Source organism: Hylemonella gracilis str. Niagara R (assembly GCF_000600295.1).
Taxonomy (GTDB): Bacteria; Pseudomonadota; Gammaproteobacteria; order Burkholderiales; family Burkholderiaceae_C; genus Hylemonella; species Hylemonella gracilis_A.
Genome location: NZ_JEMG01000001.1, coordinates 951,530 through 969,656, shown reverse-complemented (window position 1 = coordinate 969,656; position 18,127 = coordinate 951,530). Strand labels below are relative to the sequence as shown.

The window sequence follows — 18,127 nt, the reverse complement described above, 5'->3', positions numbered from 1 at the left end:
GCGAAGTCCACCGCCACAGTCCGGGGCTTTCCCGAACTATGCATGCACACGGCTTGGGCATAGAGTGGCCGTCATATAAAAAACCAGGAGACCGCGCGCCATGCGCATCAAGGACTTGCAGATCGGCGCCCAGCTCATGGGTGGCTTCATACTGGTGTTGGTGCTGGCCGCCGCGCAGTCCCTGTACGCCATCTACGGGGCCGGATCGCTGAACGACAACGCGCGCCAGATGGCCGAGCGCTGGTTGCCCGCCACGCAACACGCGGGCGCGCTGCATGCGCAGGTCAATCTGCTGCGAGCCGCGCAGTTCCAGCATGTGCTGAGCTTCGGCGAGGACGAACGCCGTGCCCTTGAAAAGCAGATGGAAGAAATGCGCAAGGGCATCGACCAGGAACTGCGCAGCCTGACACCTTTCTTCACCGAGGGCGCACAGCAGCAGACCGTGACGGCCCTGCAGGAGGCGTGGAAGCAGTACCAGGCCCAGCAGGAGGAAATCGTCGGGCTGGCGCGGCAACGCAGGGACGAGGAAGCCCTGGACATCCTCAAAGGGCCGGCGCTGCGAACCTTTGGCAGTCTGACGGCCGAAATCGGCAAGCTGGGCGAGCAGGCGAGGCTGGGTGCGGGTGAAGTCCACGCCCAAAACGGCGCCGTGCGCGACCGTGTCTTGTACGGCAATCTGGGTTCCCTGGTGCTGACCTGCGCGCTCGGGCTGCTGATCGGCCACGCTCTGAGCCGACGCATCTCGGGCGGCGCGCGTCACGCCGCCCAGTTGGCGCTGCGGGTGGCCCAGGGTGACTTGAGCGCGCAGATCCAGCCCAATACCCGTGACGAATTCGGACAGCTGCTGCGGGCCTTGCTGGAAATGCAGACTGCGCTGACGAACCTGGTCGCCCGGGTCCGCGCCGGCAGCGAGGCCGTTTCACTGGCCAGCGCGGAAATCGCCGAGGGCAACCAGGATCTGAGTGCGCGCACCGAAGCCCAGGCCAGTTCACTGGAGCAGACGGCAGCCTCGATGGAGCAGCTGGGCAGCACCGTCAAGCAGAACGCGGCCAACGCCCAGCAGGCCAATGAGTTCGCGCGCAACGCCTCCGCCGTCGCGGCACAGGGCGGCGAAGTGGTCTCGCAGGTGATCGAGACCATGAAGGGCATCAGCGAAAGCAGCCGCAAGATCGCCGACATCATCAGCGTGATCGACGGCATCGCCTTCCAGACCAACATCCTGGCGCTGAACGCGGCGGTGGAAGCCGCACGTGCCGGTGAGCAAGGACGCGGATTCGCCGTGGTGGCCAGCGAGGTGCGGTCATTGGCGGGCCGCAGCGCCGATGCCGCCAAGGAAATCAAGGCCCTGATCTCGGCCAGCGTCACCCAGGTGGAACAAGGCGCTAGCCTGGTGGACCAGGCTGGCAGCACCATGGCCAAGGTGGTGGACAGCATCCGGCGCGTGACCGAGATCATGGGCGAGATCAGCGCCGCCAGCGCCGAACAAAGCGATGGCGTGGCGCAGGTCGAAGAGGCCATCACCAACATGGACCAGACCACCCAACAGAACGCCGCGCTGGTGGAGGAAATGGCCGCCGCCGCCGGCAGCATGAAGACGCAGGCGCAGGCCCTGGTGCGCACGGTCGGGGTGTTCAGGCTGAAAGAGGGCGCCACCGCCTCCGGCCCGATGGCCCTGGCGCCCCCGGGCGAGACAGAAGAGACCATCGGAGACGACACCTTGCCGCCTGCGGACCCGCCGAGGCTGCCCATGCCGGGCCAGCCCTGAGGTCCTCAGAACCGAAGCCAGCCTGCGGATCACTTCTTGGCGCGGGTCTTCCCCTGCGACTTGGCATCCAGCTTCGCGCGCGGATGCGCCTCGTCGTAGGCCCGCGCGAGGTGCTGGAAGTCCAGGCGGGTGTAAACCTGCGTGGTGCCGATGTTGGCATGCCCCAGCAGTTCCTGCACCGCCCGCAGATCGCCGCTGGACTGCAACACATGGCTGGCGAAGGAATGGCGCAGCATGTGCGGATGCACGGGCGTGGACAGACCGGCCTGCAGGCTGCGGCGCTTGAGGCGCTGCCAGATGGCCTGCGGCGTCAGGCGTGTGCCATTGCGACCGATGAAGAGCGCGGTCTGTTCGTCCTGCGCGGCAGCCGGTAGCCCCTGCCCGCGCACGACCAGCCACTGCGACAAGGCCTGGCGCGCGGCGGCGCCCACGGGCACGGCGCGGCGCTTGCCCCCCTTGCCCTGGACTTCAACTTCGCCCGCCTGCAAGTCCAGCCAGCCCCTGCCCGCCTTGCGCGCCGCCTCGCTTGCGGCCACGTCCAACCCGGTGAGTTCCCCCACGCGCAGGCCGCTGCTGTAAAGCAACTCGGTCATCGCGGCGTCACGGGCTGTGAACCAGGGATCCTCTTCTTCGCCTTGGCGCGCAGCCAAATCGTCTGCGTGGCCACGATAACTCGCGAGCCGCACGGCGTCGTCGACGCTGAGCGCCTTGGGCAGTGGTTTTGCGGCCTTGGGCGCGCGCACGTCCTGCACGGGGTTGCTGGTGATCAGTCCCTGACGCCCCAACCAGGCATAAAAACCGCGCCAACCGGACAAGATAAGCGCGATGCCGCGCCCGCTGCGCCCGCCGGCGTGCATCTGCGCGATCCAGCGCCGCACATGCGCGCCATGGACCTGCAGCAATGGCAGGCCGGTTTGCTGCGCGAACTCACCGAGCTTGTGCAAGTCCAGCGTGTACAACTCGACGGTGCGCTGCGCGAGGCGTTTCTCCACGCGGACATGGGCCAGATACTGCTCAATGAGTTGCGTATCCGACAGCGCCATGCCTCACCTCAGCCGCGACAGGGCCGCGCTGGCCACCTCGGCGATGCGAATCAGGAAATCCGTGCCCATGGTGCTGCTGTAGCGCTGCGCGTCGGGCGACGCCAGCACGATGAGGCCCATGGCCGACTCGGCCTGTGGCATGCGCAAGGGCAGCAAGGCGAGGGACACTGCCTGCTCTGGATGCGGCAACCAAGCGGTGGCTTCGAAACCGGTGTTCACGCCGCAGAAAGGCTCGTACAGGGCGTCGGCGAACTGGCGGATGTCCTCGGTCGCACCCTGGACCCAAGGCGCACTGCTGTGCGCGGCAGCCACGTCCCAGACACGCAAGGCCACTTGTGGCACGGCGAACTGCTGCTGGATGGAGTCGGCGATCAGCATGGGCACGCGGGTGGCATCGTGCTCCAGGAACAGGTCGCGCGCCCAGCGCAGCAGGCGATCCGCCAGCACGGTGTTGTCGGCACCATGGCGCAAGAGTTCCATGAGCCGCGTCTCGAAGGCGCGGATCTTCTCGCGCAACAGTTCGGCCTGGCGCTCCTGCAGACTCACAGTGCGTCGGCTGTGCGGGCTGACCAGCACAATCTCGGCCAGGGCATCCGCGTTGCGGTCAAAAAAAGCTGGATTGCCACGCAGGTAGCGGACGATTTCTTCTTCGGTCATGGGGCGCAGATTCAGGCTCAGGAATTCACAAGATCGGGAACATCGGGCCGCTCAGGCACGTCGATGACGCCCTCGAAGACCGTGGTGGCCGGGCCGGTCATCTGGACCGCTTGCCCCTCTCGCCACTCGATGGTCAGCACGCCCCCCCGTGTCTGCACATCGACGCGCGCATCCAGCAGGCCCAGACGAATGCCGGCCACCACGGCAGCGCAAGCCCCGGTGCCACAAGCCAGGGTCTCGCCCGCACCCCGCTCCCAGACGCGCAGTTTGACCTGATCGCGGCCCAGCACCTGCATGAACCCCGCGTTAACGCGACGCGGAAAACGCGGGTGGTGCTCGATGCGTGGCCCCTGCTCGCGCACTGGCGCGGCATCCACGTCCGCGACGAGCTGCACCGCATGGGGGTTGCCCATGGACAGCACGGCCAGGACCACCTCTTGGCCATCCACCGGCACCCGCCAGCTTCGCCAGGCGCCTGGCCCGCTGCCATGGGACACGGCGCTCAGGCCAGCGGCGTCAAAGGGCACCCGCGTGAGTTCAAAGATGGGGGCGCCCATGTCCACCGTGACACGGCCATCGGGCGTGAGCCGGGGTTCGATCACACCGCCCACGGTCTGCACGCGGATGGCTTGCTTGCCGCTCAGTCCTCGGTCGTGCACATAACGGGCGAAGCAACGCGCGCCGTTGCCGCATTGTTCGACCTCAGCGCCATCGGCGTTGTGGATCACATACTCGAAATCGATGCCGGGCACCGGCGCGGGACGCACGCTGAGGATCTGGTCCGCACCCACGCCGAAATGGCGGTCCGCCAGCCAGCGGTATTGGGCCGAACTCAGGCCCAGCAAGCCCTGGGTTTCATCGAGCACGACAAAGTCATTGCCCGCGCCCTGCATCTTGGTAAAGCGTATGCGCATATTGCAAATTATCGGGCAGACGGATGCGCGGTCTGAGGCCGCCGCCGATCTGGCATTCGGTCTTGATGCCGTTCCTGTTGTGCCAGAGACGGCCATCCGCATCGCCATGCAAGCATCGAACCCACCGCGACACCCTCCTGACTTGGGTCACCAGTCGTGGGCGTGCAGGCCGGTGAAGACGGGGTCAACGCAAGCTTCTCGCATTTACATAACTTTATTCACCACAGTTGTTGGCAATCACTTTCAATAAAAACCAATAAAAACAAGGCATTGAAACTATTTTCACTCGCCAAAGCGAAAAAGCCTTGAAGTTGAAGGGAACTTCCCTATGTTGGAATGACTCAGTCCCTCACCGATTGAGCAGGACGCGTCCGAACCGCCTACTCGGTCGGGTTCGAAGTTTTCTGGCCAAAAGAAAAGGAGTTCCCCATGCGTCTGAGCGCCAAAAGCCGCTTCGCCGTCGCCGCCATGATCGACCTCGCCCTGCGCGAGGCCACCGGCCCCGTGCCGCTGAACTCCATCGGCCAACGGCTGCAAATCTCCCTGTCCTACCTGGAACAGCTCTTCTCCAAGCTGCGCCGAGCCAATCTGGTGGAAAGCACCCGTGGCCCGGGCGGCGGTTACACCCTGGGCCGCAGCGCCCAACGCATCAGCGTGGCCGACATCATCCGTGCCGTGGAAGGCACGCAGGAGCTGATGGGCGAGGAAGTCGCGGATGCCGGCGAAGCCGGCCTGCAGCTGACACGCGACCTCTGGTCGGGCCTGAACAGCCGCATGATGGACCACATGGAAGGCATCAAGCTGCACCAGCTCTGCGAGGAGCAGCGCGCCAAGGGCGTGGACCTGGGCGCCGAGCCCGACCATGGCGGGCAGCCCTCCGCAACCCGCAGCACCCAGACCCGCCGGGGCATCTTCGCGCCACGCCCCGTGGAGCGCCCCCGCACCACGGCGCCGAACTCGGTGTTCGCGCTGGGCGCGGCTCTGGCGGCGGCATCGAAGTCCTGAGCACACATCGGTCTTCGGTGCCCTGTTGGCACCGAAAACCCGATGCATCCCGGAAAGGCTGGCTCTGTCCAGCCTTTTTCATGGGCGGCATGCTGCGAACAGTCGCGCCGCGCGGAGAAAAGTGTGAAGTCGGCCTGTAAGCCGGATTCTGTGCATCACGGTCGCCCGTGACGTGACCGCCATTCATCTGGGCCGCCGGTCACCCGTGCGGCTCGGTGCCACCTACCCGCACACTCGGGGGGCCCCGTCATCGTGTGCCTATTTGGTGTTGCTGCGCGTAGAGATTGCCCGTTTCACCCACCTTGGTGCTCGTGCCTCGGGCTTGCGCCCTCGGTGCGGCCCCAAGGTGACTCGTCTCTGTTGCTCTGATCCTCACCTCGCGGTGGAGAGGTATTACCTCCTACGCTGCCCTGCGCAGTCCGGACGTTCCTCCAGCACCAGGTTTCCCTGATCGTGCCAGCGGCGGTCCAGCCGACTTCACGGGCCGCATTATCCCCTCGCCTTATCATTCCGGTCTTGCTCCACCTCTTTCTGCTTGATCACCACAAGCCCGAGGAACCCATGATTCGTCTGTCCGAACTCAAGCTCCCGCTGGAGCACGACCCTGATGCCCTGCCCGCGCTCATCGCACGGACCCTGGGTATCTCCCCCGATGAAATCCTAACCCACCAGGTCTACAAGCGCAGCTTTGACGCACGCAAGGCCGAGCTGCTGCAGGTTTACATCGTGGACGTGGAAGTCGCACCCGGCTTGGAACCGAGTCTGCTCGCCAAGTTCGGACCACACCCGCATATCGGCCCCAGCCCCGACCTGCACTACCGGGCACCTGTCCAGGCGCCGGGGGACTACGCGGCACGCATCCAGTCCCATCCCGAAGACCGCCCCGTCGTCATCGGCTTTGGCCCCTGCGGCATCTTCGCCGCCCTGCTGCTGGCGCAGATGGGCTTGCGCCCCATCGTGCTGGAACGCGGCAAGGCCGTGCGCGAACGCACCCAGGACACCTGGGGCTTGTGGCGCAAGAAGGTGCTGCACCCCGAATCGAACGTGCAGTTCGGCGAAGGGGGCGCCGGCACCTTCAGCGACGGCAAGCTCTACAGCCAGATCAAGGACCCGCGCCACCTGGGCCGCAAGGTGCTGAACGAGTTCGTGGCCGCAGGCGCGCCAAAGGACATCCTGACCGAGGCACACCCGCACATCGGCACCTTCAAGCTGGTGAAGATGGTCGAGTCCATGCGTGCGCAGATCGAAACCCTGGGCGGGGAAATTCGCTTCCAGCAGCGCGTGACGGACCTGCTGCTGGACAGGGGCACCCCCTCGGACGGACAGAACAGCCTGCGCGGACTGAAAGTTCTCGACCTCGCCACGGACACCACCTACGAACTGCCGACACGCCATGCCGTGCTGGCCCTGGGCCACAGCGCGCGGGACACCTTCGCGCGCCTCTGGGACCAGGGCGTGGCCATGGAGGCCAAGCCTTTCTCGATCGGCTTTCGCATCGAACATCCGCAAAGCCTGATCGATCGCGCGCGCTGGGGCCGGCACGCGGGCCACCCGCTCTTGGGCGCGGCGGACTACAAGCTGGTGCACCACGCCAGCAACGGACGCGCCGTCTACAGCTTCTGCATGTGCCCGGGCGGCACCGTGGTGGCCGCCACCTCGGAACCGGGCCGGGTCGTCACCAATGGCATGAGCCAGTACTCACGGGCCGAACGCAATGCCAACGCCGGCATGGTGGTGGGCATCGAGCCGGACGACTACCCCGATGGAGTGCATGACCAGGCGGACTGGATCGCGGCCTTCGGCGAGGAGGACGGTCGCCGTTACGCCACCCAGTCGGCTGCGCTCGCGCGATTGCAGCCACGGCAGTACCACCCGCTGGCCGGTGTCGTGCTGCAACGCAAGCTGGAAACGCTGGCCTACCAATTGGGAGGTGGCACTTACGAGGCGCCCGGCCAGCTGGTCGGTGACTTCCTGGCGCAGCGCCCTTCGCGGGAATTCGGCGCGGTGCAGCCGTCCTACAAACCGGGCGTCAAGCTGGGCGATCTGAGCCTGGCTTTGCCGACCTACGCCATCGAGGCCATGCGGGAGGCGCTGCCGGCCTTCGGCAAGAAGATCAAGGGCTACGACCTGCCAGACGCCGTGCTGACGGGGGTGGAGACACGCACCTCCTCGCCCCTGCGCATGCCGCGTGGCGAGGACTACCAAAGCAGCAATGTGCGCGGCTTGTACCCGGCGGGGGAAGGCGCGGGTTACGCGGGCGGCATTCTGTCTGCGGGCGTGGACGGCATCAAGGTCGCGGAGGCCCTGGCCTGCGCACTGTCACGCGACTTGTCGGTCGCTCAGACCGTCTGAGCGCGACGCGACGCACACCCGGCTCAGCCTCTGCAGCTCCCTGGTCTGGCGCCCTGGATCAGGCTTGGCTCATGGCGTCCAGATCGTAGGGCGTGGCAGCCAGCCGCGCCACCAACTCGGCGAACTCCGCAGCCGGCAGGGGACGTGCCAGGTGATAGCCCTGGGCTTCGTCACACCCCAAACGACGCAGCGCGGCCAGCACCTCGGCATCCTCCACGCCCTCGGCGATGGTGCGCAGCCCCAAGCCTGCGGCCATCTGGATGATGGCCCGCACGATGGCCGCGTCATCGGGGTCATGCGCCAGATCACGGACAAAGCTCTGGTCGATCTTGAGCTTGTCCACCGCGAAGCGCTTCAGGTAAGCCAGACTGGAGTAACCGGTGCCGAAGTCGTCGATGGAGAGCTTCACACCGAGTTGCTTGATCTGGTCCACGCTGGCCAACACCTGTTCCGTGTTGTGCAGCAGGATGGATTCGGTCAGTTCCAGCTCCAGTAGTTCGGGGGCCAGACCACTGTCCCGCAGCGCCTGCGCCACCACGCTCTGCACCTCACCGCGCCGGAATTGGACGGCTGACAGGTTCACCGCCATCAGCAGGGGCGGCAGCCCGGCCTGGCGCCAGGCCACCGCTTGCGCGCAGGCCTGCCGGATCACCCATTCGCCGATCGGCACGATCAGGCCGCTGTCTTCCGCCACGGGCACGAAACGCGCGGGCGAAATCAGCCCCTCCTCCGGGTGCCGCCAGCGCAGCAGGGCTTCCACGCCCACCACGCAACCGGTGCGCAGGTCGAACTGAGGCTGGTAGTGCAGTTCCAACTCGCCACGGCTCAGGGCGCGGTGCAGGCCGTTTTTCAGGTGCAGATGGTCCACCGCCTCGGCGTTCATCTGCTCGTCGAAGAAACGCGCCTGGTTGCGCCCCGCGTCCTTGGCGCGGTACAGCGCGGTGTCAGCTTTCTTGAGCAGAGTTTCGAAATCGCGGCCATCGTCCGGGTACAGGGCCACGCCGATGGACGAGGAAATGCTCAGTTCATGGCCGTCGAACAGGAATGGTTGCTGTAGTCGCTCACGGATCTTGACCAACACGGGTGAGATCATCTCGGTGCCCTCCAGATCGGACAACACCACCAGGAACTCGTCGCCGCCCTGACGGCTGATGGTGTCGATCTCGCGCATGCACTCGCTCAGACGCCGCGCCACCTCCTTGAGCAGAGCGTCGCCGGTGGCATGCCCCAACGAGTCGTTGATGGTCTTGAAATGGTCCAGATCCAGGAACAGCAGCGCTACCTTGTAGTGATGGCGCTCCGCCCGCGCGATGGACTGGGCAAACCGATCCTGCAGCAAGGAGCGGTTGGGCAGGCCGGTGAGCACGTCGCGGTAAGCCAGGAACTCCACCTGCCGCTCGGCCCGCTTACGCGCCGTCACGTCCGCCGCGATGGTGAGAAAACCGCTGATGGCACCATCATCGTCACGCAGGGGGGTCAGGGATGCGCTCAGGTCGAACAGCTCGCCAGTGGCCTTCTGCCGCTGCACCTCCAGGTCGGGAATGCTTTCCCCCGCCAGCACTCGCCCACGCAAGGTCTTGTCCTCATCCTGGTACTCCGTGGCCAATGGGACGCTGGGCAGAAAGCGCCCGAGCACCTGGGCCTCGGTCCAGCCAAACAGTTTTTCAGCCGCCGGATTCCAGGCCGTGACCCGCCCTTGGGTGTCGCGCGTGTAGATGGCCAGGGGTGCCGAGCGCACGATGGTTTGATTCAGTTCCTTCTCGAAGCGCAAGGCGCGCAAGGCGGCGGCCTGGCTACGCCAGGCGCGATGGATGAGCACGGAAACGACGAGGCTCGCCAACAGGAACAGCAGGATCAGACCCAAGGCCTTGTCGCGTTCCAGGCGCCAGTCATGCAGATAGTCCTGCGCCGACAGGCCCAGCGCGAGATAGAAGGTGCTGCCTTCCAGGCGACGAACCAGGAACAGGCGCTCATGCGCGCCGACGCCCATGCGATGGGTCCAACGCTGCCTCGTACCCACCGGGGTGAAAAAAGTCCCCGCCATCCGCCCCTCCACCACCATCGCCTGCAGTTCAGGGGATTCGAACGATGCCGAGCTTTCCTCCAGCGCCCGGCTCGACGGCGGATGGCGCACGATCTGGCGCAGACCCGCGTCAAACACCGCGAAATAGCCGTGCTTGCCCAGAAAGCCCTGAAGCTCCGGCAGGAGGCGCAACTGCTGCGCCAGCACGCGTTCGGGCTCCAGCGGGTCCTGCCCGTTCAGGGCGTAGGCAGTGTTCTGCGCCAAGGAACGCAACAAACTCTCGGACGCCACGATGGTGCCCTGCTCGAAGCGCATGCGGCTGGCTTGCAAGGCGCCCACCGTCAATCCGAACAGCACCAGGTTAAAAACCAGGGTGACTCCCCATAGACGGGCCACGAAACCGCGCGCGAGGCGGGTCGGACGGGGATGACCCCAGGGGGATGGCTCTTTGGGGTGCGGCACGATGGCTGAACTTCGCGTGGCCTGCGATGCAAGGGCTTTCATCATCATGGCTGGCGCAAGCGCGGTCAAGCTGGTGACGCGGGTGGCGCGTCGGCCCCGAGCACACCGCCACCATACCAATCACAAGCAAAAAACCCGCCCGGGTTTGCACCGGGCGGGGCTGCGTGTGGCGATGGCGTCGTCCACACGAAGCGCGCGCGACGGCGCCTCGGAGGACTTAAGCTATCTCAGCGCATGGCTTGCAGCGCGGCAATGCGCTCTTCGATCGGCGGATGCGTGCTGAAGAGCTGGCCAATGCCGCCGGCAATGCCCATGGCCGCAACGCTCTTGGGCAGTTCACCGGGCGTCAGCCCACCCAAACGGGACAGGGCGTTGATCATCGGCTGCTTGCGGCCCATCAGCTGGGCGGCGCCCGCATCGGCACGGAACTCGCGCTGGCGCGAGAACCAAGCCACGATGATGGCGGCGAGGAAACCCAGGATGATGTCCAGCACGATGGTGGTGACGTAATAGCCGATGCCGGGGCCGCTGTTTTCCTGGTCGCCCTTGCGCAGGAAGCTGTCAACGGCGTAACCGATCACCCGAGACAGGAACACGACGAAGGTGTTCATCACGCCCTGGATCAGGGTCATGGTGACCATGTCGCCATTCGCGATGTGCGCCACCTCGTGACCGATCACGGCCTCCACCTCCTCGCGCGTCATGTTGCGCAGCAGGCCGGTGGACACCGCGACCAGCGCCGAGTTCTTGAATGCACCGGTGGCGAAGGCATTCGGCTCACCCTCGAAAATACCCACCTCGGGCATGCCGATGCCAGCCTGGTCGGCGAACTTGCGCACGGTGTTGACGATCCAGGCCTCGTCCGCCGTGCGCGGTTGCTCGATGATCTGCACGCCCGCGCTCCACTTGGCCACTGGCTTGCTGATCAACAGGGAAATGAAGGCGCCACCAAAACCCATGATGAGCGCGAAGCCCAGCAAAGCGCCCAAGTTCAGGCCATTGGCCGTGAGGTAGCGGTTGACACCCAGCAGGTTCGCCACGATGCCCAGCACGAGCACGATGGCCAGGTTGGTCAGAACGAAAAGAACGATGCGTTTCATGATTTCCTTGGAACAAACCGCACGGGGGATGGCGGCCACGGCGCGAATGGTAAGGGCGCGCCGCCCGGTTTCAAGAAAAACCGTGCAATCCCACAGGCGGCACCGGCAATTCCCGTGATTTCACCCCGTATGGGATCAGCTCCCGATCCGGCGGCCCCCTCCCCTGGCGGCACCACGGCCCACTATCATGGCGCCCGGTCAGCCCCCACGCCGTTGGAGAAATGCCTCATGTCCATCGTTCTCTACCACCACCCCTATTCGCGCGCGGCGAATACCCTGTGGATGCTCGAGGAAACGGGGGTGCCTTACGCCCTGCGCTTCGTGGACATCATGAAGGGCGCGCAGAAAATGACCGAAATCCTGGCCCTGAATCCCATGGGCAAGCTCCCCATCCTGACCGATGGGGCGACGGTCGTGACCGAAAGCGCGGCCATCGGCCTGTACCTGGCCGACCGCCATGCCCCGGGGCACCTGGCCCCCGCGCTGGACGATCCGGCGAGGGGCAGCTACCTGCGCTGGTCCTTCTTCGCGCCTTCGGTCATCGAACCGGGCGCCATGGCACAGGCGTCGGGCTGGGAATTCAGGCCCGGCGCCGCAGGTTTCGGCAGCTACAAAGAAATGCTCACCACGATGGAAACCGCACTGACCCCCGGCCCCTGGCTGCTGGGCGAGCACTTCACGATGGCCGACGTGATCTTCGGCGGTACCCTGCGCTACATGCTGCGCTTCAAGATGATGGAACCGCGCGCCGTCTTCACAAGCTATGTGCGGCGCCTGGACGAACGCCCCGCCTACCAGCGGGCGGATGCCAAGAACACCGCCATCGCGCGGGAGCACGGCCTGGGTTCGTGACCTGGGCGCGGACCGCGCCTTTCACGCCAGCGAAGCACCGGTCCGAGCCGGCCGGAACACCCGGGTGTCGTCGTAAAACCCGGGCGCTTCGTTGTCGGCGCACCAGCCTGGAATTCCCAGTACCGGCAATGGCGTGAAGGGCTTGCGCGCCAAACACTCGGACTGCAGTTGACCGGCCAGCCAAGCATCGAGCATGGCCATGGAGGACCACTGCGCCTGCGCGCGCAAAACATGGGCCGTCAGGTCCTTGCGCGGCCGCTGCAACTGTTCCAGCAAGGCATGGCCGCAGACCAGCAGGCGCGCCTCGTGCCAGCGCGGACGCAGCGTCAGGAAAAGACGCGTCCAATCCCGGGCGATCAAAGCCTCCCAGATGTCGCACGGGGCCATCAACACGGCGCCGTTTTCATCAAAGACCGTCAGCGCATCGCGCACCGGCCCACGCTTGGCGCCAACGCCGCGTGCCGTGATCTCGGCCGCCTGCAGCTGGTTCATGCGCCGCTTGGCCTGGGGCAAGCCCAACCAGACCAGACCGTTGAAGAAATCATGCGCGTTGTCGCGCGTCGGAACGGCGCCCTGCTCGAAGATGTGGCGCTCGTAAGGCGCGCCCACAGGCAAGGTCTGCTGGGACACGAAACGTGGTGCCAGGCCATGGGCCTCCTGCCCCAACGCATTCAAGGCCTGGTGCACGGCGAGACCACCCTGGCACCACGCCGCGGCCTCGGCCCCGGTGTCACGCCAGGGCCGGAACCAGGGCAAGGCCCAGTCGATCGCTGGCGGCACCCAGCCTGCGGCCGGGCCGACAGGCTTCGATGCAACACGCATGCAGCATCAGGCCCGGCGCCAGGCCAAGGCCTCGCCTGCGCGCAGGGGCTTGAGTTCAGCATCCCCGAAGGCGAAACGCTCGGGGGGGGTCCAGCTCTCGCGCTTCAAGGTGATGCGCTGAGGGTTGCGCGGCAGACCGTAGAAATCCGCGCCATGGTGGCTGGCGAAACCCTCCAGTTTGTCCAGCGCATTCATGGCGTCGAAGACCTCGGCATACAGCTCGATGGCCGCGTGGGCGGTGTAGCAACCCGCGGCGCAGACCGAGTTCTCCTTCAGCAGGGCCGCGTGCGGCGCGCTGTCCGTGCCCAGGAAAAAACGCGGATTGCCGCTGGTCGCCGCCTGCACCAGGGCCAGGCGATGTTCCTCACGCTTCAGCACGGGCAGACAATAGAAATGCGGGCGCAGGCCGCCGGTAAAGATCGCGTTGCGGTTGTAGAGCAGATGCTGGGCCGTGATGGTCGCGCCCGTGTAGCGGTCGCTGGTGGCCACGTATTGCGCGGCCTCCTTGGTGGTCAGGTGCTCGAAGACGATCTTCAGTTCCGGAAAATCCTGGCGCAGGGGCCGCAGCACACGATCGATGAACACAGCCTCGCGGTCAAACACGTCCACCGCCGGGTCGGTCACCTCGCCGTGCACCAGCAGCAGCAGGCCGTGGCGCTGCATGGCCTCCAGGGTTTTGTAGGCCTTGCGGATGTCCGTCACACCCGCATCGCTGTTGGTCGTCGCGCCCGCGGGATAGAGCTTGAGCGCCACCACGCCCGCGTCTTTCGCGCGCGCGATTTCCTCGGGAGGCGTGTTGTCGGTCAGGTAAAGCGCCATCAGGGGCTGGAAGCCGGCGCTGTCGGGCAGGTCCTGGGGCACGGCCGCGAGGATGCGCTGCCGGTAAGCCTGTGCCTGCGCGGCGGTTGTGACTGGGGGCCGCAGGTTGGGCATGATGAGCGCGCGACCGAACTGCGCGGCCGCGTGCGCCACGGTCGTGGCCAGCACCGCGCCATCGCGCAGGTGCAGGTGCCAGTCGTCGGGACGGGTCAGGGTGATGGTTTGCGTCATGCCCGTATTGTCCCAGCATCGATAATCCTGCCCACCATGCAGCCCGCGCTCGCCGATCCCCTGTTCAATCAATCGTTGGAAAAAGGGCTGGCCGTGCTGCGCGCCTTCGACGCGGCCCATCCCACGCTGACCCTGGGCGAGGTGGCAGAACTGGCGGGCATGAGCAAGGGTTCGGCCCAGCGCGCGGTGCACACCCTGCAGACCCTGGGTTATGTGGGCAAGCACCCCCAGACGCGGCGCTTCCAACTGCTGCCCAAGGTCATCGATCTCGGCTTCAACTACCTGGCCGCGCATCCGCTGATCCGTGCGGCCCATCCCTATCTCTCGCAGCTGGCTCAGTCCAGCGGCGAGACCGCCAGCCTGACCGAGGCGGTGGACGCGGACATGGTCTACATCGCCCAATTCCTGACCACACAGCACATTCCGGTACTCACGCCGGTGGGCATGCGCATTCCCATGTACTGCACCAGTTCGGGCCGCGCCTGGCTGAGCACCTTGCCCGATGCGCAGGTGCGCAGCCTGCTGAACAGCACGCCACGAACTGCGCGCACGCCCAACACCCTGACCAGCGTGAACGCCATCCTGGAGCACGTGGCCTTGTGCCGCAAGCAGGGATACGCCACCAACTGCGAAGAACTGTTCATCGGCGACATGGGCATCGCCGCGCCGGTGGTCAACAGCCAGGGCCGGGCGGTGGCCGCCGTGCACCTCTCTCCGCCGACCAGTCGCTGGTCCCTGCAAGAGGCGCAAACCAAGTTGGCGCCGTTGGTCATCGAATGCGCGCGCGCGATTTCGCGCTCGATCGCCTACTGAAGGGCTGCCGCCACCCACAAGTCACCGTGTGCTCTGCGCCTAACCGGCATGGCAAGCCGGACTGTCAGCGCGCGTGCTCCAGCATGGCCAACAACAGCACGTTGGCGCCAGCCGCCAGGTGCTCGGGCTTGGCATCCTCAATTTCGTTGTGGCTGATGCCATCCTTGCAAGGCACGAAGATCATGCCCGTGGGGGCGACGCCGTTCAGATAAACGGCGTCGTGCCCGGCACCGCTGACCACGTCCATCTGCGGCAGGTTCAACGCACGCGCCGCGCTGCGCACGCTGTCCACGCAGTCCGGGTGGAAGACGCAGGGCTTGTACTTGGTGACCTGCGTGATGCCGACCTCGCACTGGCCTTGCGCGGCGGCCAAGGCAAAGGCCTCGCGCATGGCCGCGTCCATGCGGTCGAGCCCGGCTTGCGCCAGGTTACGGAAATCCACCGAGAACTTCACCTGCCCCGGAATGACGTTGCGCGAATTGGGCGCGGCCTGGATGAAACCCACCGTGCCGCGGCCATGTGGCGCTTCGGCCAACGCGATGCGGTTGACCGCCTCGATCATGCGCGCGGCGGCCAGCAGCGCGTCATGCCTCAATGCCATCGGCGTGGGGCCCGCATGCGCGTCCTGCCCGGTCACGACCACGTCGTACCACTGCTGTCCCAGCGCGCCCGTGACGACGCCGATGGGCAGGTCCGCGTCCTCAAGCACGGGACCCTGCTCGATGTGCGCCTCGAAGTACGCGGCGTACATGCCGCCCGGCACCTGCCCGCAGGGCTGGGCGCCACGGTAACCGATGCGCGCCAGTTCCTCACCCACCGTCTTGCCCTCGAGGTCCGCGCGTTCGCGAATGAAATCCGGCGCGAACAGCCCGGCAAACGCGCCTGAACCCATCATGACCGGGGTGAAGCGCGAACCCTCTTCATTGGTCCAGAACACCACCTCCAGCGGCGCGCGGGTGCGGATGCCGTGGTCGTTGAGCGTGCGCACCACTTCCAGGCCGGCCAACACACCATAGTTGCCATCGAACTTGCCGCCCGAAGGCTGGGTGTCAATGTGGCTGCCCGTGGCCACGGCGGGCGCCTGGGGGTCCGTGCCGGCACGGCGACCGAACACATTGCCGACTTCGTCCACGCGCACCTCCAGCCCCGCAGCGCGGAACCACTGCACCACCTGGTCACGGCCCTGACGATCCTCCTCGGTCAAGGCCAAGCGCCGCACGCCTCCCCGGGACGTGGCGCCGATACGCGCCAGGTCCATCAGGGACGCCCAGAGGCGTTCGGGATTGATGCGGAGTTCAGTCGTGACGGGGGTGCTTGCGGGGGCGTTCATGGTGCAGGCCTTTGAGAAAGCGTGGGGGTAAGGCGCGGAACAAACGTAACAGTTCCTTCCACCCTTTGAAGCGAATACCATGCCAAATATCGATAAGTTAATCAACAGTATCGATAATCGATTCATTGATCATCTTTTTGGCACGCGGTTTGCAACGACGCCTGCATCCTCAACCCGCTGACTTCTGGAGGTCACATGCGTCTGTTCCCTTCCGCCGCGCGCCTGGCCACGCTGGGCCTGGCCCTGAGCGCCACCCTGTCATTGCTGCACGGTCACGCCCAGGCGCAAGAGAAAGTCTTGCGCATCGCCATGACGGCCGCTGACATTCCGCGCACCTTGGGCCAACCCGACCAAGGCTTTGAAGGCAATCGGTTCACTGGCATTCCCATCTACGACGCGCTGACGCAATGGGATCTGTCCAAGTCCGACGCCCCCAGCGTGCTGATCCCCGGCCTGGCGACCTCCTGGGCGGTGGACGCCAAGGACAAGACCAAATGGACCTTCAAGCTGCGCAGCGGCGTGAAGTTCCATGATGGCTCCGCATTCAATGCCGACGCCGTGGTCTGGAACGTGCAGAAGGTGCTCGACAAGGAAGCCGTCCATTTCGACGCCAGCCAGGTCGGCGTGACCGCCTCGCGCATGCCCACGCTGCGCAGCGCGCGCAAGGTCAATGACCTGACGGTGGAGCTGACCACCAGCGAACCCGATGCCTTCCTGCCGCTGAACCTGACCAACCTGTTCATGGCCTCGCCCGCCCACTGGCAGAAGAAGTTCGAAGCCGCCGCGGGCGCCACGCCGGCCGACAAGGCCAAGGCCGCCTGGACGGCTTTCGCCGCCGACCCCGCGGGCTCCGGCCCCTTCCGCGTCACCCGCTTCCTGGCCCGCGAGCGCCTCGAACTGGCGGCCAACAAGGGCTACTGGGATCCCAAGCGCACGCCCAAGATCGACAAGGTCGTGATGCTGCCCATGCCCGAGGCCAATGCCCGCACCGCGGCGCTGCTGGGCGGCCAGGTGGACTGGATCGAGGCACCCGCGCCCGACGCCATGGCGCAGATCACCCAACGCGGCTTCAAGATTTACAGCAACGCCCAGCCCCATGTCTGGCCCTGGCAGCTGTCCTTCGCCGAAGGCTCACCCTGGCTGGACAAGCGCGTGCGCCAGGCCGCCAATCTGTGCGTGGACCGCGCCGGTCTCAAGCAGTTGCTGGGCGGCATGATGGCCGAGCCCAAGGGCGTGGTCCCGCCGGGCCACCCCTGGTGGGGCAACCCCAAGTTCGACATCAAGTACGACGTCAAGGGCGCCCAGGCGCTCATGACCCAGGCTGGCCACAGCGCGGCCAAGCCGCTGAAGGTCAAGGTGCAGATCTCCGCCTCGGGTTCGGGCCAGATGCAGCCCCTGCCCATGAACGAGTTCGTGCAGCAGTCGCTCAAACAGTGCTACTTCGACGTGGAATTCGACGTGATCGAATGGAACACGCTGTTCACCAACTGGCGCAAGGGCGCCAAGGACCCGTCCGCCAACGGCAGCAACGCGGTCAACATCAGCTTCGCGGCCATGGACCCCTTCTTCGCCATGGTGCGCTTCGTCTCCACCAAGGCCTTCCCCCCGGTTTCGAACAACTGGGGCTATTACGGCAGCCCCGAGGTGGACAAACTGGTGGCGGATGCCCGCAACAGCTTCGACGACAAGGCGCGTGACGCGGCCCTGGCCAAGCTGCACGCCCACATGGTCGAAGACCCGCCCTTCGTCTACATCGCCCACGACGTCGGCCCGCGCGCCATGTCGGCCAAGGTGAAAAACGTGGTGCAACCGCGCAGCTGGTTCATCGACATCGCCACGATGACCATGGACTGATCGCGCGGCTGGGGGCGCCCTCTCCCCCAGCCCGTGATCCGCTGTAGATCGACGTCAAACCGGCAGGCACCACCGAACAAGGTGC

14 protein-coding genes and 1 other RNA gene are annotated in these 18,127 nt (G+C 65.9%); 6 read left to right on the top strand and 9 right to left on the bottom strand.

Annotation, left to right across the window (positions count from 1 at the left end):
* Positions 1–100 precede the first annotated feature (100 nt).
* Entirely contained in the window at positions 101–1,765 is a 1,665-nt protein-coding gene (locus AZ34_RS18875; protein ID WP_051509530.1) for a methyl-accepting chemotaxis protein, read from the top strand.
* Positions 1,766–1,794: 29 nt separating this feature from the next.
* On the opposite strand, the gene AZ34_RS04395 is transcribed toward AZ34_RS18875, so the two are convergent.
* The 3 genes from AZ34_RS04395 to dapF are packed head-to-tail and all read right to left on the bottom strand — an operon-like array spanning position 1,795 to position 4,379.
* Complete coding sequence (locus tag AZ34_RS04395; RefSeq protein ID WP_051509529.1) at positions 1,795–2,808, bottom strand: tyrosine recombinase XerC; 1,014 nt, start codon at positions 2,806–2,808, stop codon at positions 1,795–1,797.
* A gap of 3 nt (positions 2,809–2,811) precedes the next feature.
* Complete coding sequence (locus tag AZ34_RS04390; protein WP_035605210.1) at positions 2,812–3,465, bottom strand: DUF484 family protein; 654 nt, start codon at positions 3,463–3,465, stop codon at positions 2,812–2,814.
* A 17-nt stretch (positions 3,466–3,482) separates the two neighbouring features.
* Positions 3,483–4,379 carry a diaminopimelate epimerase gene (dapF, locus tag AZ34_RS04385; RefSeq protein ID WP_035605207.1) on the bottom strand — a complete coding sequence of 299 codons (897 nt, stop codon included), beginning with the start codon at positions 4,377–4,379 and terminating at the stop codon, positions 3,483–3,485.
* A 429-nt stretch (positions 4,380–4,808) separates the two neighbouring features.
* On the opposite strand from dapF, the gene AZ34_RS04380 reads away from it, so the two are divergent.
* Positions 4,809–5,384 (top strand): Rrf2 family transcriptional regulator, encoded by a 576-nt coding sequence (locus tag AZ34_RS04380; RefSeq protein WP_035605204.1) that lies wholly within the window; start codon positions 4,809–4,811, stop codon positions 5,382–5,384.
* A 121-nt stretch (positions 5,385–5,505) separates the two neighbouring features.
* On the opposite strand, the gene rnpB is transcribed toward AZ34_RS04380, so the two are convergent.
* An RNA gene (rnpB, locus tag AZ34_RS17775) (RNase P RNA component class A) lies at positions 5,506–5,863 on the bottom strand.
* Positions 5,864–5,945: 82 nt separating this feature from the next.
* On the opposite strand from rnpB, the gene AZ34_RS04375 reads away from it, so the two are divergent.
* The gene (locus AZ34_RS04375; protein WP_035605202.1) at positions 5,946–7,736 is read left to right on the top strand and encodes an NAD(P)/FAD-dependent oxidoreductase; all 1,791 of its coding nucleotides are present in this window, start codon (positions 5,946–5,948) and stop codon (positions 7,734–7,736) included.
* 58 nt (positions 7,737–7,794) lie between these two features.
* On the opposite strand, the gene AZ34_RS17540 is transcribed toward AZ34_RS04375, so the two are convergent.
* Positions 7,795–10,221 (bottom strand): putative bifunctional diguanylate cyclase/phosphodiesterase, encoded by a 2,427-nt coding sequence (locus tag AZ34_RS17540; protein WP_231495457.1) that lies wholly within the window; start codon positions 10,219–10,221, stop codon positions 7,795–7,797.
* Positions 10,222–10,448: 227 nt separating this feature from the next.
* Positions 10,449–11,321 carry a protease HtpX gene (htpX, locus tag AZ34_RS04365; protein WP_035610887.1) on the bottom strand — a complete coding sequence of 291 codons (873 nt, stop codon included), beginning with the start codon at positions 11,319–11,321 and terminating at the stop codon, positions 10,449–10,451.
* A gap of 228 nt (positions 11,322–11,549) precedes the next feature.
* Between htpX and AZ34_RS04360 the strand changes: the two genes are divergently transcribed.
* The gene (locus tag AZ34_RS04360) at positions 11,550–12,173 is read left to right on the top strand and encodes a glutathione S-transferase family protein (RefSeq protein WP_035605199.1); all 624 of its coding nucleotides are present in this window, start codon (positions 11,550–11,552) and stop codon (positions 12,171–12,173) included.
* A gap of 21 nt (positions 12,174–12,194) precedes the next feature.
* On the opposite strand, the gene AZ34_RS04355 is transcribed toward AZ34_RS04360, so the two are convergent.
* Positions 12,195–12,995, bottom strand: coding sequence for a DUF3025 domain-containing protein (locus AZ34_RS04355; protein WP_051509527.1), 801 nt, complete (start codon positions 12,993–12,995; stop codon positions 12,195–12,197).
* Positions 12,996–13,001: 6 nt separating this feature from the next.
* Positions 13,002–14,045 carry a dihydroorotase gene (gene pyrC, locus AZ34_RS04350; RefSeq protein WP_035605196.1) on the bottom strand — a complete coding sequence of 348 codons (1,044 nt, stop codon included), beginning with the start codon at positions 14,043–14,045 and terminating at the stop codon, positions 13,002–13,004.
* Positions 14,046–14,081: 36 nt separating this feature from the next.
* On the opposite strand from pyrC, the gene AZ34_RS04345 reads away from it, so the two are divergent.
* Entirely contained in the window at positions 14,082–14,858 is a 777-nt protein-coding gene (locus AZ34_RS04345) for an IclR family transcriptional regulator (protein WP_035605193.1), read from the top strand.
* A gap of 64 nt (positions 14,859–14,922) precedes the next feature.
* Here the strand turns inward: AZ34_RS04345 and AZ34_RS04340 are convergent, their stop codons facing one another.
* Positions 14,923–16,188, bottom strand: a complete 1,266-nt coding sequence (locus tag AZ34_RS04340; RefSeq protein WP_035605190.1) for a Zn-dependent hydrolase — start codon at positions 16,186–16,188, stop codon at positions 14,923–14,925.
* A 195-nt stretch (positions 16,189–16,383) separates the two neighbouring features.
* On the opposite strand from AZ34_RS04340, the gene AZ34_RS04335 reads away from it, so the two are divergent.
* The gene (locus AZ34_RS04335; protein WP_051509526.1) at positions 16,384–18,042 is read left to right on the top strand and encodes an ABC transporter substrate-binding protein; all 1,659 of its coding nucleotides are present in this window, start codon (positions 16,384–16,386) and stop codon (positions 18,040–18,042) included.
* The last annotated feature ends 85 nt before the right edge of the window (positions 18,043–18,127 follow it).

Bases quoted from the DNA above. Each gene is read 5' to 3' on its own strand.
- AZ34_RS18875 (WP_051509530.1), top strand. From the start codon at position 101: ATGCGCATCAAGGACTTGCAGATCGGCGCCCAGCTCATGGGTGGCTTC.
- AZ34_RS04395 (WP_051509529.1), bottom strand. From the start codon at position 2,808: ATGGCGCTGTCGGATACGCAACTCATTGAGCAGTATCTGGCCCATGTC.
- AZ34_RS04390 (WP_035605210.1), bottom strand. From the start codon at position 3,465: ATGACCGAAGAAGAAATCGTCCGCTACCTGCGTGGCAATCCAGCTTTT.
- dapF (WP_035605207.1), bottom strand. From the start codon at position 4,379: ATGCGCATACGCTTTACCAAGATGCAGGGCGCGGGCAATGACTTTGTC.
- AZ34_RS04380 (WP_035605204.1), top strand. From the start codon at position 4,809: ATGCGTCTGAGCGCCAAAAGCCGCTTCGCCGTCGCCGCCATGATCGAC.
- AZ34_RS04375 (WP_035605202.1), top strand. From the start codon at position 5,946: ATGATTCGTCTGTCCGAACTCAAGCTCCCGCTGGAGCACGACCCTGAT.
- htpX (WP_035610887.1), bottom strand. From the start codon at position 11,321: ATGAAACGCATCGTTCTTTTCGTTCTGACCAACCTGGCCATCGTGCTC.
- AZ34_RS04360 (WP_035605199.1), top strand. From the start codon at position 11,550: ATGTCCATCGTTCTCTACCACCACCCCTATTCGCGCGCGGCGAATACC.
- AZ34_RS04355 (WP_051509527.1), bottom strand. From the start codon at position 12,995: ATGCGTGTTGCATCGAAGCCTGTCGGCCCGGCCGCAGGCTGGGTGCCG.
- pyrC (WP_035605196.1), bottom strand. From the start codon at position 14,045: ATGACGCAAACCATCACCCTGACCCGTCCCGACGACTGGCACCTGCAC.
- AZ34_RS04345 (WP_035605193.1), top strand. From the start codon at position 14,082: ATGCAGCCCGCGCTCGCCGATCCCCTGTTCAATCAATCGTTGGAAAAA.
- AZ34_RS04340 (WP_035605190.1), bottom strand. From the start codon at position 16,188: ATGAACGCCCCCGCAAGCACCCCCGTCACGACTGAACTCCGCATCAAT.
- AZ34_RS04335 (WP_051509526.1), top strand. From the start codon at position 16,384: ATGCGTCTGTTCCCTTCCGCCGCGCGCCTGGCCACGCTGGGCCTGGCC.